A 13,786-nucleotide genomic window follows, 5' to 3' on the forward strand; every position below is an offset into this window, starting at 1 on the left:
TTGTTTTTAAGCGTTCAATTCTGTTTTATGCCCTTTTACTACACTACGTTTGAGTGCAGTTGCTAATATAGTAACCATACTTACTATACCAATCCAAACGAGTACAATAACAGGTGTATTCCAGCTTAACCCTTTTCCGAAGAAGAAGATTTCTCTTAGGCCTTCAACCATAAATTTCATTGGTAACCATGAGTAAACCCAGTCTTGATAAAACGGAGACAACATCTCAGGTGCTAATGATAATAACGGTGCCCCGAAGAATAGTAATAAAGCGAATAAACCGATTCCTTTTAGCCCAACTAATGATAGTACTGGAGATATCATTAAGAAGAAACTAAAAGAAGTAATGGATAAGAATAGAGCTGTATCCGTGAAGTTCGAAATATTTAATCCTACCATCCCATCTGCAATCCATGTAAGACCAAACCCAATTACAAGTGTCGCAATAGCTCCTGTTACGATTTGTTTTACTTTTAACAGAAAGTTTTCTTTTCTTGATCTTACTGGCATTTTACTAATCGCAATAAAAATAATCGCTGCACTAGCTAAACTTGCAATCCATAACGGCTGGAACAATGATATTGGTGAATTACCGTTCGCACTATTTTTGCCGACCTCATTCACATTTTTCACGTTCTTTACAATAGGTGTTACTAATTTCGCAGCTTGATCTGTTGTTACAGTAGCTCCTTTTGCTTTCAACCCTTCTAATATTTGTGTACGAACAGTATTGTTCATATTATCAACAATCGCCTGTAATATTTGCCCTGCCATAGTTGATGCAGCCGTATTCATTCCTTGATTAATATATATTTCTATCTCAGGTGAAGATGGCTGTGGTGTTCGTAACGACGCTTGTTTTGCGCTAAATTCTTTCGGAATGACTAATGCCGCGTAATACTCTTTATTGTTTAATCCCTTTTGAACGGCTTCTTTATTTTTTAATTCTACCCACTTCACTGCGGGTTCTTCCTCTGATTTCGCTGTTTTTTTCATGTTATCAACGATCGTTTGCCCCATATTCATTTTCGGTTGATTTGGAATTTCTACACCTTGATCCTCATTTACAATTGCAATTGGTAAGTTTTTCGGCTTTGGTTGAACAGTTGGAAATAACGTTAATGAAAAAATAAAAACAACAAGTAGTGCAATAACTGGTGATAAAAATAAAAGTTTATTTTTAAACATTTTCTTTTCTCCTCCTTTAATTTGATCTATAATAACCAACAACGTGTTGTTTATTTATATTTTGAATTATATGTTTGAGTTGAACCTTATACAATAATCAAAAATCGTGAATGTGTTGGTTATAAGACACATTTTCCAAATGTGTTGGTTATAAGACACATTTTCCAAATGTGTTGAGTAAAATTAAGGAGGGATATGCTTTGCGCGATAATAATTTAGATTTGCGTGTTGTTCGTACGAAAACTGCCATACGAAATGCATTGGTGGAGCTAATTGAAGAAAAAGGTTTTGACGCCATTACAGTGAAAGATATTACAACGAAAGCAAACATTAATCGCGGTACTTTCTATGCGCACTATCAAGATAAATTTGATTTAATGACAAAATGCCAAGAAGACATTATGTACGAGTTTTCTAGCATTGCTAAACAGAAATTTCCGGAAGTTATTGCTGACCTTGGATCAAATCCTTCTCCAACAATGCCATTTATACTTATCACTTCTATTCTTGAATTTCTAAATGCAAATAGTGATTTTATGAGAGCTGTACTAAGTCCGAAAGGAGATTTATCTTTCCAAACAAAACTGAAAGACTTTATGTGGAAAACATTATTTGAAGATACGAATGGTCCTCTCATTAATAAGGAGAATTTACTTGTTCCAAGCGAATATTTAACTTCTTATATGGCATCTGCACATATAGGTGTCATCCAACAATGGTTAAATAATGGACAAAAAGAAACACCTGAGGAGATTGCTCGCTTTTTATCAACAATCGCAGTTCATGGACCTTTTTATGCTGCTGGCTTAAAGAAATAAGCCCGCTTGCTTAGTAATTTCTATTATTTTATTAATAACTTGAAATTTATGTTTCTGTAAAAAAAGCTGTTGAAAGGACTCCCCTTCAACAGCTTCTACATTATTAACGATATAAACGAACTGCACCTGCAGAATTATCATCTGCTTGTCCAACTACTTCAAATTTCAATCCGAATTTTGGTAATTTACGTCCTGCATCTGGGATTAAATCATTTATATACAATTTAGAGTCATCAAACTTCGTTACACCTGGTAATCCTTTGTAATCATATGTTCCGCGTGTTGGAGATACCACTTTCCATGCTGGCGTTTGGTTAAGGGAGAACGCAGCATCTGCGATTTGGAATCGTGTACTATTTTTAACAGTTGGTTTGCCGTTTAGTGTTCCAACAATTGCCTCTGGGTGAGAGTCAACAACTCCTAAGAAACCTTCACCTGGATGTAAACCAACCCAATTATCTGTAAAGCTAGAGTCTGCATACCATACTAGCAGACCTGTATTATATGGTACACCACTGCTATATTTTAACGCTTGATCAGCACCAGCATAGTTTCTCCACTCTAAATAGTAGTTATGCTTCTTCTTATCAAAACCGTCTGCTACAACAAAACCATTTAATTTAAATTTCGTTTCGCCTTCTGCATCATCAGAGAACACAACATTTCCATCTACAGTTAATGTAGCATTATCAAAAGTAAAACCGGTCGGCGCTAAACCACCATCTGTAATGTATTCGAATACTAATTTTACTTTTTGACCTTTGAATTTGCTTAAGTCATAAGACTTATCTACCCATTTACCATCTGTTGTGTCTAGACCATTTTTCACATTTTTTTCACCAATTCGATCCACTAACGTTTTCGTACCATCTTCTTTCACTGCATGTACTTCAAGGAAGTCATAATCCGTTTCAATTTCATACATTGATTTATAATCAAACCTCGCATTTGTTGCATTTGTTAAATCAAACACTGGCGTTTCTAATGTTGTATGAAGGTTATCACCTTTTGTACTATAGTAGTACTTCTTACCGAATGCAGGCTGAATACCTTTTACCTCTTTATCTGGTAAGTTAACACGAATCAGACCAGGACGATTTGATTTCGTTACACTTTGATCTAAATACGTCGCATAGCCAATACCACGATTTAATTTATTATAGTCAACCTCTACAATATTGGCCCAGTTTCCACCCATGTTCTTTTGAAAGAACTCTTTGTTTTGCGGAGAGAAACTCGGTGGCGTTGTTCCTGCAATTTTACCAGCCCAGCTACCGCCACTCATAACAGACCAGGAGTTAATTGGCTCACCTGCTCCTGTGTACTTCGTATCATACTCATCTGGAAGACCTAAATCATGACCAAATTCATGTGCGAATACACCAACCGCTCCGTCTTCTGGCTCAATTGTGTAGTCGTATGCTGCCATCTTACCGCCCCAGTTATCAACTTTTGCTTTTGTTCCTTCAATTGGATATGGTGTTCCAAGGTGCCAACGATGTGACCAAATTGCATCATCACCTAGTCTACCACCGCCCCCATCTTGCCCAACTCCAGCGTGAATGACCATTAAGTGATCAATCAGACCATCTGGTTCATTTTTATTGCCATCACCATTATTGTCATATTGATCGTATTCGTCAAATTCAGATAAATCAATACCACTTTCTACAGCCGCATTTAATGCCTCTTTTACAAAATCACGAGGTCCTTTTGGTCCCATATTATCATGACCGCCATCTCCTGCATCTGCGCCATAATCTGCCGCATTACCAGGAACTGTCAACCACTTTGTTACTGTGCCATCTACTGTATAACTACCACCAGATTGCTCTTCATAATATTGTTTAAATGTTGGTACTTTTGAACCATCAAAGAGTGTAAATGGCTCATTACCAAATAACATTTTTTGATAATGTTCTGGATTAAAATCATTTGAATACATATAACCTGGTACTTGATCAATATTGTTATGCTTAAAGTCCGCAAACTCTACTAGCAATACGAGAACTTTATCTTTACGAACATCACCGTTATATTGTTTTTGCTTCGCTGAAGTAGTTGGTACTTGGCCGTTTAATCCCCCTTTAACCGGCTCTTGTCCCGCTACTGGACCACTAGCAGGTTGATCTGCTTTTTCTTTCTCATCTGCTTTTGCATCTTTAACTTTTTTCAAAAAGTCAGCCGCTTCTCTCGTAACACTATCCCCCGCTGCTGGTTCTTTTCCCGCATTTTCTCCTTTTTTCTTCTCTACGTATTTTTCAACAGCTTTTAATGTGTCTTCTTTCGACGTAGATTCATTAATTACACCGCGTTTCTTGAGCGCATCTGCTAAACGCTCCTCTTGAATTAAATTTTCATCAATCGGACTTAAAGTTCCTCCATTAGACGGCGTTGCCGCATAAACAGATTGACCCCCATACCCAAATGTGCAACTAAGTACAGCTGCCGCCGCAAACGTAGACAGCACTTTAAAAGGCTTTTTCTTCATCCCCATTCCTCCCTAATATTAAATACGATACAACGTTTATATATTACAGAAAATTCAGACAACAATCAATTCATTGTCTTAATTTGTAATATTTTTGAAAAAATCCTTTATTTTAGATGAACATACATTCTGATTCATCAATATTTCAGAAAATATTGATGAAAGTTGATAAAACTATTAAAATCATAAAGAAATCGTCCACTATATTTAGTGGACGATTTCTTTATTTATCTAAAATACAACTACAGCACTTCAATATACCCTTCTGTTCCATGTACCCGAATTCGTTGCCCATCTTTTATTCGTTTCGTAGCATTTTCCACTCCAACGACTGCTGGTAATCCATACTCACGTGCGATAACTGCTCCGTGCGTCATAAGCCCGCCAACTTCGGTAACCAATCCTTTTATAGACACAAACAACGGTGTCCAGCCAGGATCAGTAAATGCCGTAACTAATATATCTCCATCTTCCAAATTCGCGTCTTCCATATTTAAAATAACGCGCGCTCTCCCCTCAACCACTCCAGAAGAAACAGGCAAACCTACAATTGCTTCAGCCGGCAGATTTTCGCGTTTGTACTTACCTGTAATGATTTCTCCATCAGACGTGATAACACGCGGGGGTGTTAGTTTTTCATATAATTTGTACGCATTTTTTTGTTTATGAATATTCTTGTAATCTAGTTTATTTGTGCGGACGACGTCATGAAGTTCTTCAAAAGTTAAGTAGTATATATCATCGACTTCATGAATGACCCCCCTCTGCACAAGTTGCTCAGCTTCTTTCAATAACGCCTGCTTATATATAAAATAACGATTAATCATGCCGTATTTTGGATATTCACGATAACCGATACAATTACGGATGTTACGAATCATTCGCTTCGTTTCTTCTACTTTTTGTTTTCCATCCGGCAAGTCTTGTAATCGATCTACTAACTCTTCTTCTTTTTTCAAAGCTTCCTGCAGTCCTTCTTCAAACTTTCGCTTACTAGCGCCAACTTCAAAGTCTCTTATATTATTTAAAATCATCGGGATAATGATTGTTGGCTTTTCACTCCAGCGCGTTTTCGTAATGTCGATTTCTCCGCTGCATCTCATTCCATATTTGCTTAGAAACGCCTCGATTGCATCCCGAACTTTTTCACCGCCTTTAAACTGAACTAATTCATCTAAAAAGCTGTCATCTTCTACATGCTGTAAATACGCAATGACTTCTGGATACGGCCGAATCACATCTGCAACATCTAATAATGCTAAACCCATTTCTGAAGTAATATTATTTTGTACGGATTGAGAAAGTGTATCTGCTGCATTTTTTTCACCTAGCCATTGCTCCATCTTTTCATTAATCCATGATGAAGCATTCATACCTGCCATAATGATAGCTATACTTTGCGAGTTAAATAATACTTTCTTTAATTGCTGAATGTCTTCTAAAATAAAATCAAGTACATCCACCCCTGATTTCGTTTGCATGTTTCGTTTTAACTCTTCTATTGATGATTGACTATTCTTTATTAAATTCGTAACGATTTCCGGATCGTTTTCAGGTTGTTGTTGCGAACTTGCAGATGGCACATTTTTACTAAGATCCTTTTCTTTTTCATCATCCGGTAGCAATTGAATAAAATCATCTCGCTCGATTATAGTCATTAATGCATCTCTTACGAGTGGATCCGATTTTCCTAAAGTGTTTATTAAGTAATCTCTGCTAGCAGGTAAAGCTAATTGTTGCGTAGCATCAACAAATAACCTGCCTCCTGCTTTACGCATAGGGGCACTAGTCGTTAACAAGAAAAAAGATAACCCAAGTGGTTTCATCGCATCGGTCATCATTTGTTGGTGACCAACCGATATATACACATGATTTTCCCCATCATTTACTCCTGGAATTGGATATAAAGTCGTAATCGGCCTGCTTTGGACTATATAAAATGTATCATCAACTAAACACCATTCAATATCTTGCGGACAACCAAAATAAACTTCGATTTGTCTTCCGATGCGTGCTAGTTGTAAAATTTGTTGTTCAGTAAGTGTTTGAACTTTTTGCTGATTAGGAGCAATTTTCTTTGTCTCTGTTCCGCCTTCTTTTCGTCCATAGATGGCTAATTTTTTCGTTGCGATGACCTTTTCGACGATTTCGTCTTCTTTTACCTTATAATTATCGGCAGAAACCAATCCAGATACTAGCGCCTCGCCAAGTCCAAAGCTGGCATCGATTGATAACACCTTCCTATTCGAAGTAATTGGATCCGCAGTAAATAAAATCCCTGAAGCCTCAGGGAAAACCATTTTTTGAACGACAATACATATAGAAACTTGATTATGATCAAAATCGTTTTGCATTCGGTATATAACTGCTCGATCTGTATATAAAGAAGCCCAGCATTTTTTTATATGCTGCAAAATGTTTTCTTTTCCAATAATATTTAAATACGTATCTTGTTGACCAGCAAACGAGGCATACGGTAAATCTTCAGCAGTAGCACTAGACCGCACTGCATACGCATGTTCATCGCCAAAGTGCGAGAGATAATGAGCTACTGATTCCACTACATCAACTGGAATTTCCACCGCCATAATGACTTCTCTAATCTGCTTACTAATTTCACCAATTCGATCTCGTTCCTCAATTTTTAGCATTGTTAATTGATTCAACAAAGTTTGAAATGCTCCATTTTTTCCGATGGCCTGTTCATACCCTACCGTTGTAACACAAAATCCTTCTGGCACTTGTATCCCTTGAATATTGGATAACTCCCCTAAATTCAATCCTTTTCCACCAACGAGAAAAAGTTGCGTTTTTTCTATTTCCTGAAAATCGAGAACGAAAGAACTCATTTGGCACCTCTCCTTACTATTCATGTGTTCTTGATTGTAACAGTAGTAAATAAGAAGAAACAGTCTATTTCGAACGTAAATTACATGATATAATTAAGTTAGGAAGAGATTATCACTTCTATTTCCCCTCTAATTCACTTCAATTACATCACCAAACTTAAACATTCTTTGATTATGAAAAGCAATCATTAGACATAATGGATTTCTATCGACCTTTGTTATGTCTTTTTTATATAAATCCATATTGTAATATCTTTATAAATCTTTTATTAAGCCATAAATTCGCCTCAAAAATAGTAGAATCTGTGACTTTAAAAGCAATATTTTTTGTTTGCACTTTATATAAATTGATATGAATCCCTCTTAATTCTAGGACTAAATTATTGTTTTTAATCCCACATTAATTCTTTTCTCAAATTCGCCAAAATGAATTTTCAAGATTAGGGAACTATAATGTCGTATTAAAATATATTAAGGGGGAGAAAATTGGACAATGAAATGAATTATGGAAGTGATTACAAGTTTATTCCAGCAACTTCAATTGAAAGTGGTCACGGCATCGAAGTATTGCCTGATTTATTTTGTTACACGATTCAAATCGTCAATATATGCTTTGTTGGAAATCCTGAGACCAATGATTTTGTTTTAGTTGATGCTGGAATGCCTAAATGTGCAAATGAAATTATCTCTATCGCTGAGGATCGATTTGGTACCAATAGTCGCCCAAAAGCAATTATTTTAACTCACGGTCATTTTGATCATGTTGGGGGGATAATTGAACTCATCAAGCATTGTGATGTTCCCGTCTATGCACATCAAATGGAGCTACCGTTCCTGACCGGACAACAAAGCTATCCAGAACCAGACCCTACAGTTGAAGGTGGTATGGTAGCGAAAATGTCTCCTCTGTTCCCAAACGAACCAATTGACTTAGGAAATAACGTAAAAACGCTACCTACCGATGGAACTGTTCCCCATATGCCAGAGTTTAGATGGACTCATACACCAGGACATACTCCAGGGCATATTTCATTATTCCGAGAAAAAGACCGAACTTTAATCGCTGGGGACGCTTTTGTTACAGTGAAACAGGAGTATCTGTATAAAGTAATAACTCAAGAACAGGAAATAAGCGGTCCGCCTCGTTATTTAACAACAGACTGGAAAGCCGCTAAAGAGTCCGTTATTAAGCTAGAGAAGTTAAAGCCTTTAACCACTGTTACTGGACATGGCATACCGATGTCAGGTGAATTGCTATCAACAAGCCTCAAAACACTCGTTCAAGAATTTGATAAAATTGCTGTACCTGATTACGGAAAATATATAGATAAAAAGATGCATTAAACGCGGAAATACTTTGTTTATTTTCACATTAATGAATCAAAATATAATGCAAAATCAAAACACCAAAGAATATTAAGTTTAATATGAAAAAACACTGTACTTAGGCAACATCTCTATTATAAGAATGGAACTACCCTTTATGAATAAAGCTCGATATTCCGCAAATACTATCCATAGTATAAGCCTGCTTCTTACCCAGGTTGTACTTCTTACCATTAAAGGGTGATTAAAACGGGTTACGCTACATAAAAGCATAATCCGTTTTTAATGAAATATTGTATTCCATATACATTTAAACAATGGAGGAAAATAATGAAACATATTGTTGCCTTATTAATTAAGTACACAGCGATAACTGCAGTATTGCTAATCATGCTCAGTATCTTTCAAGGCATTTCAATTCCTAGAGTATTATTAATTTCTCTTTTCCTTACGGGAACTGCCTATTTAATCGGAGATCTCTTCATTTTACCTAAATACGGAAATGCGATTGCTACAATGGCAGATTTCGGTTTAAGCTTCTTTGGAATTTGGTTATTAACATCCTTGTTTACTAATTTAGATTCTACTCATAATATTGGATTCTCTTCATTTTTAGCTGCTTTAATTATTGGCGGAATAGAAGTGTTCTTCCATATTTATATGCAGAAGTTAGTACTGCGTAATGACAATGAATTAAGAGAACACAATCATATTCACCATGATAAATACGCTATGGAGATATCAGATGAATATATGGATTCTTCCACAATAAATAAATCCAAGCTTAAGGATACATCTAAAAAATAAAAAAGTGGCCAACGCCACTTTTTTATTTTTGTTTATTACGCTTGGTCAGAATTTCTTACATGTAATGGAGGTGGAACTACCCATCCCTTTTTCTTACTTAAACGTAGCAGAGTTACACCTGCCTGCGCTTTTTTCATATGAAATTGTCCGAATAGCATACCTACATCTTCTCGAAGACATTTTCCCATTACTTGACTACATGTCACAAGTCCAGCTGCTAATCCTGTAGAAACAGCTGCAGCAATTTCAACATCATTAATACGTGCTCCAGGAGGAATGTCTTCGATAGATGCAACTGGTCGTTCTGGAGGAGCAGGCGGTAAAGCGACCCCATTAATCTTTAAAAGAGCTTTTAATTCTTCTATTTCCGAATTCATATCATTTTCAATTAAGCCTTCTAAAAACTTCTTCAAATCTTCATCACCTGTGTGATTCATAAACACTTGATGGCTTGCAATTGCACCCTGTGCAGCAAGAAGATAACTCCAAATGTCAAATACTTCTCCGTAATGTAAAGGTTCATTTTGAGGATTTCCACTTAATATACCCATTTTTAAATTCCTACCTTTCGAAAATATCATAATAAATATTGATTTCAATATTGAAATCAAATTTTTAAGTATGCTTTTTCCTGCAAAAGATTTTCTACTATGCATGGAAAACACCTTTCCAACACTGCGTGTTTATTGTTTAGGAAAGTAGTTTACAAATTAAATACTCAAAGATTATGAAAGAAGATTATCAATAATCTTTGAGTGAGAATCTGTTTAATATAAGGTTTTTTATTTTTATGAATACACAAAAGAAATTGATTTACATATTTGCTATATTTTAAGCTAATTTACTTAGCGGTTAGCTCTACCACCAAGTTGTTGTTCTGCCATTGCTACTAAACGTTTTGTAATTTCACCACCAACAGATCCGTTTGAACGAGCTGTTGTATCTGCACCAAGTTGCACACCAAACTCTTGTGCAATTTCATATTTCATTTGATCAAGAGCTTGTTCAGCGCCTCGAACTAATACTTCATTACGACTTCCACTATTATTTTTTCCCATATTGTTTCACCTCCGATGTTTTTAATATGCTACAAATTATGAAATAATAATTATCCTTTTTATGGAAATTAGATTATGAATAAAAATTGATTTTTTTCTTAAAGTAGGGCAAAACATATAAGAAAGAATAACTGATATAACATACTTTCATAACAACACTATGTATACTTTCTAATTCCCTTCAGTAAATAAAAGAAAGATTTCTATTTCACCAAGAGATTAAATAAAATTATGTTTTGAGACATAATTCAAAAGGAGATATGAGATGAAAGCTGTAACCTATCAAGGACCAAACCAAGTACAGGTTAAACAAGTGGATGATGCAAAATTAGAGAAAAAAGATGATATTATTGTAAAAATTACTTCAACCGCTATTTGCGGTTCTGATTTACATCTATATCAAGGCAACATGCCCTTACCTCAAGGATACATTATCGGCCATGAACCAATGGGAATCGTTGAAGAAGTCGGGCCAGATGTCACTAAAGTGAAAAAAGGCGATCGTGTTGTGATCCCCTTCAACGTTTCTTGTGGACATTGTTTCTATTGCCAACACGAAATGGAAAGTCAATGTGATAACTCAAACCCTCATTACGATTCTGGTGGATACTTTGGTTATACAGAGAAATTTGGTAATCATCCAGGCGGACAAGCAGAATATTTAAAAGTTCCTTTTGGAAATTTCACTCCATTTGTTATACCGGAATCATGCGAACTTGAAGATGAATCCCTACTATTTTTATCAGATGTTTTACCAACAGCATATTGGAGTGTAATAAACGCAGGCGTTAAGCCAGGTGATACTGTTATCGTCCTTGGTTGTGGGCCTGTTGGATTAATGACACAAAAATTTGCTTGGATGCAAGGTGCTAAACGTGTAATTGCAGTGGACTACTTAGATTATCGAATGAATTATGCAAAAAAGATTAACAATGTTGAGGTATTTGAGTTTACAAAATTTCCAGATATGGGAGAACATTTAAAGGAAATTACACATGGCGGTGCCGATGTAGTCATTGATTGTGTGGGAATGGATGGAAAAAAATCGCCTCTAGAATTTCTGGAACAAAAATTGAAACTACAAGGCGGAACTCTCGGCCCTATTCAAATCGCTACGAAAGCCGTAAGGAAATATGGAACGGTTCAAATGACTGGCGTTTATGGTGGCAATTATAATGCATTTCCACTCGGGGCATTTTGGGTTAGAAATATTAATCTTAAAATGGGACAAGCACCTGTCATTCATTTTATGCCGGAACTATTTGAAAAAATAACAAATAAAGAATTTGATCCAAAAGAGATTATTACACACAAAATCCCCCTTGAAGAAGCGAGCTACGGTTATCAAATTTTTAATAATCGTGAAGATGACTGTATAAAAGTCATTCTGAAACCTTGAAGCTACAATTCGTTATTCTTAATGAAAAGATAAGATTACCTTTCGTAATCTTATCTTTTTTATTAAATGCTAAGTATCTATCCCCCATTTTCATCTCACATCTAAAATAGTTATTTCCAAAAACTTTGCATTTTGAGGTAATAATTAATTGGTAAAAACATTAATTAAAGTATTAAGTAACCAAATAGCGGACACGATAACAATGTTAACTAACTTAAAAGAGGTGTTGACCATATTGCTGCTCCTCTTAATTTGGTTTCTATGAACCATTAAACGCCACTGTATACTTACTTATAATCTCCCTACCTCTATTCACGTATAAAATCCCTATATTGTAAACAAAGAGGAGGGACTTGTCCCCCTCTTCTTTTAATTTTTCTTTAAAAGAGTTGCTCCTGCAATCCCTGGGTGTGTCATTTCGAATGGATCTAGAATTAACTCTAAGTCCTCTTGTGACAATACACCATTTTTCACACAAAGTTCTCGAACAGATTGCCCTGTCGCGATTGCTTCTTTCGCAACGCGAGCTGCTGCTTCATAACCGATATGAGGGTTCACGGCTGTAATAATTCCTACACTTTTCTCAACATACTCTTTTAAGCGATCTTCATTCGCTTCAATTCCTTTTAAGCAATTATCTGTAAAGGCACGGAAACCGTTATTCATAATGCTAATCGATTGAAGTAAGTTGAAAACAAGTACTGGTTCCATCACGTTTAATTCTAATTGTCCTGCTTCTGAAGCAAGGCAAATTGTATGGTCATTACCAATTACTTGGAACGCAATTTGATTAATTACCTCTGGCATAACAGGGTTTACTTTCCCTGGCATAATAGATGAACCTGGTTGACGAGCAGGCAGCATAATTTCTGCTAAACCAACACGTGGACCCGATGCCATTAAGCGAAGGTCATTCGCAATTTTAGACATATTCATCATACATACTTTCAGTGCTGCAGATACTTCAGTATAAGCATCCGTATTTTGCGTCGCATCTACTAAATCTTCTGCACCAACAAGCGGTAATTCACTAATTGCAGCTAAATGTTTTACAACTGCTTCAATATATTCTGGATCTGCATTTAAGCCTGTACCAACTGCAGTTGCCCCCATATTTACTTCATATAAATGTTGACGCGATTGTTGAATTCGTTTCATATCACGTTCAAGTACGCGAGAGTATGCTTTAAATTCTTGTCCAAGACGGATTGGCACCGCATCTTGTAAATGTGTACGACCCATTTTAATCACATGATCAAACTGTTCTGCTTTTAATTCAAATACATCATGCATATAACCCATCGTTTGTAATAAGCCTTCTAATGCATTTAACGTTGCGATATGAATCGCCGTTGGGAATGCATCGTTTGTTGATTGCGCCATGTTTACATGACTATTTGGACTAATATAATGATAGTCTCCCTTTTCCATCCCTAATAATTCAAGAGCACGATTGGCAATGACTTCATTTGCATTCATGTTCATTGAAGTACCCGCTCCGCCTTGGATTGGATCTACGATGAAATGATCATGCCATTTTCCATCAAGAATTTCTTGAGCAGCTTCTGCGATCGCGCCGCCCTTGTTCAATTCCAATCTTCCTACATCTGTATTCGCAAGCGCTGCTGCTTTTTTTACAATTGCGAACGCTCTAATTAAACTTTCATGAATTTTATACCCTGTAATCGGGAAATTTTCAACAGCGCGTAAAGTCTGAATTCCGTAATATGCCTCAATAGGTAATTCCTTTCCTCCCAAAAAATCATTCTCCACTCGCACGTTCTTGTTTGTCATTGCCATTTTAATTTCTCCCCCATATTAAATGTAAAACCTAAATAAATCATATGAAG

General features: G+C 36.1%; 10 protein-coding genes. 4 read left to right on the forward strand and 6 right to left on the reverse strand.

The genetic code is table 11. From position 1 onward, the window contains the following. Positions 1 to 6: 6 nt before the first annotated feature. On the reverse strand, positions 7 to 1,188 hold the full coding sequence (locus tag ACTFRU_RS03670; protein WP_440037471.1) for a YhgE/Pip domain-containing protein: 1,182 nt from the start codon (positions 1,186 to 1,188) through the stop codon (positions 7 to 9). A gap of 200 nt (positions 1,189 to 1,388) precedes the next feature. Here ACTFRU_RS03670 and ACTFRU_RS03675 point away from each other — a divergent pair, with 200 nt between their 5' ends. Beyond that, a complete protein-coding gene (locus ACTFRU_RS03675; protein ID WP_440037472.1) occupies positions 1,389 to 2,006 on the forward strand; it encodes a TetR/AcrR family transcriptional regulator in 618 nt (205 codons plus the stop codon). 103 nt (positions 2,007 to 2,109) lie between these two features. Here ACTFRU_RS03675 and ACTFRU_RS03680 read toward each other — a convergent pair whose 3' ends face one another. Both ACTFRU_RS03680 and ppsA read right to left on the reverse strand, forming a co-directional pair. After that, on the reverse strand, positions 2,110 to 4,497 hold the full coding sequence (locus ACTFRU_RS03680; RefSeq protein WP_440037473.1) for an immune inhibitor A domain-containing protein: 2,388 nt from the start codon (positions 4,495 to 4,497) through the stop codon (positions 2,110 to 2,112). Between the two features lie 242 nt (positions 4,498 to 4,739). After that, on the reverse strand, positions 4,740 to 7,346 hold the full coding sequence (ppsA, locus tag ACTFRU_RS03685; protein WP_440037474.1) for a phosphoenolpyruvate synthase: 2,607 nt from the start codon (positions 7,344 to 7,346) through the stop codon (positions 4,740 to 4,742). A gap of 486 nt (positions 7,347 to 7,832) precedes the next feature. Here ppsA and ACTFRU_RS03690 point away from each other — a divergent pair, with 486 nt between their 5' ends. Further along, positions 7,833 to 8,690: an MBL fold metallo-hydrolase gene (locus ACTFRU_RS03690; RefSeq protein WP_440037475.1), complete on the forward strand. Its 858-nt coding sequence runs from the start codon at positions 7,833 to 7,835 to the stop codon at positions 8,688 to 8,690. Positions 8,691 to 9,002: 312 nt separating this feature from the next. Continuing rightward, entirely contained in the window at positions 9,003 to 9,479 is a 477-nt protein-coding gene (locus ACTFRU_RS03695; protein WP_440037476.1) for a YndM family protein, read from the forward strand. 35 nt (positions 9,480 to 9,514) lie between these two features. Here ACTFRU_RS03695 and ACTFRU_RS03700 read toward each other — a convergent pair whose 3' ends face one another. Beyond that, on the reverse strand, positions 9,515 to 10,030 hold the full coding sequence (locus tag ACTFRU_RS03700) for a DUF3231 family protein (protein WP_001986359.1): 516 nt from the start codon (positions 10,028 to 10,030) through the stop codon (positions 9,515 to 9,517). Positions 10,031 to 10,324: 294 nt separating this feature from the next. Beyond that, positions 10,325 to 10,537: a small acid-soluble spore protein, SasP family gene (sasP, locus tag ACTFRU_RS03705; protein ID WP_000517671.1), complete on the reverse strand. Its 213-nt coding sequence runs from the start codon at positions 10,535 to 10,537 to the stop codon at positions 10,325 to 10,327. Positions 10,538 to 10,802: 265 nt separating this feature from the next. Here sasP and ACTFRU_RS03710 point away from each other — a divergent pair, with 265 nt between their 5' ends. Next, positions 10,803 to 11,936 (forward strand): zinc-dependent alcohol dehydrogenase, encoded by a 1,134-nt coding sequence (locus ACTFRU_RS03710; RefSeq protein WP_000649085.1) that lies wholly within the window; start codon positions 10,803 to 10,805, stop codon positions 11,934 to 11,936. Between the two features lie 369 nt (positions 11,937 to 12,305). Here ACTFRU_RS03710 and aspA read toward each other — a convergent pair whose 3' ends face one another. Continuing rightward, positions 12,306 to 13,736 carry an aspartate ammonia-lyase gene (gene aspA / locus ACTFRU_RS03715; protein ID WP_001251924.1) on the reverse strand — a complete coding sequence of 477 codons (1,431 nt, stop codon included), beginning with the start codon at positions 13,734 to 13,736 and terminating at the stop codon, positions 12,306 to 12,308. Positions 13,737 to 13,786: the final 50 nt, after the last annotated feature.

It is taken from the genome of Bacillus cereus group sp. MYBK220-1, assembly GCF_051916445.1.
Classification (GTDB): Bacteria; Bacillota; Bacilli; order Bacillales; family Bacillaceae_G; genus Bacillus_A; species Bacillus_A cereus.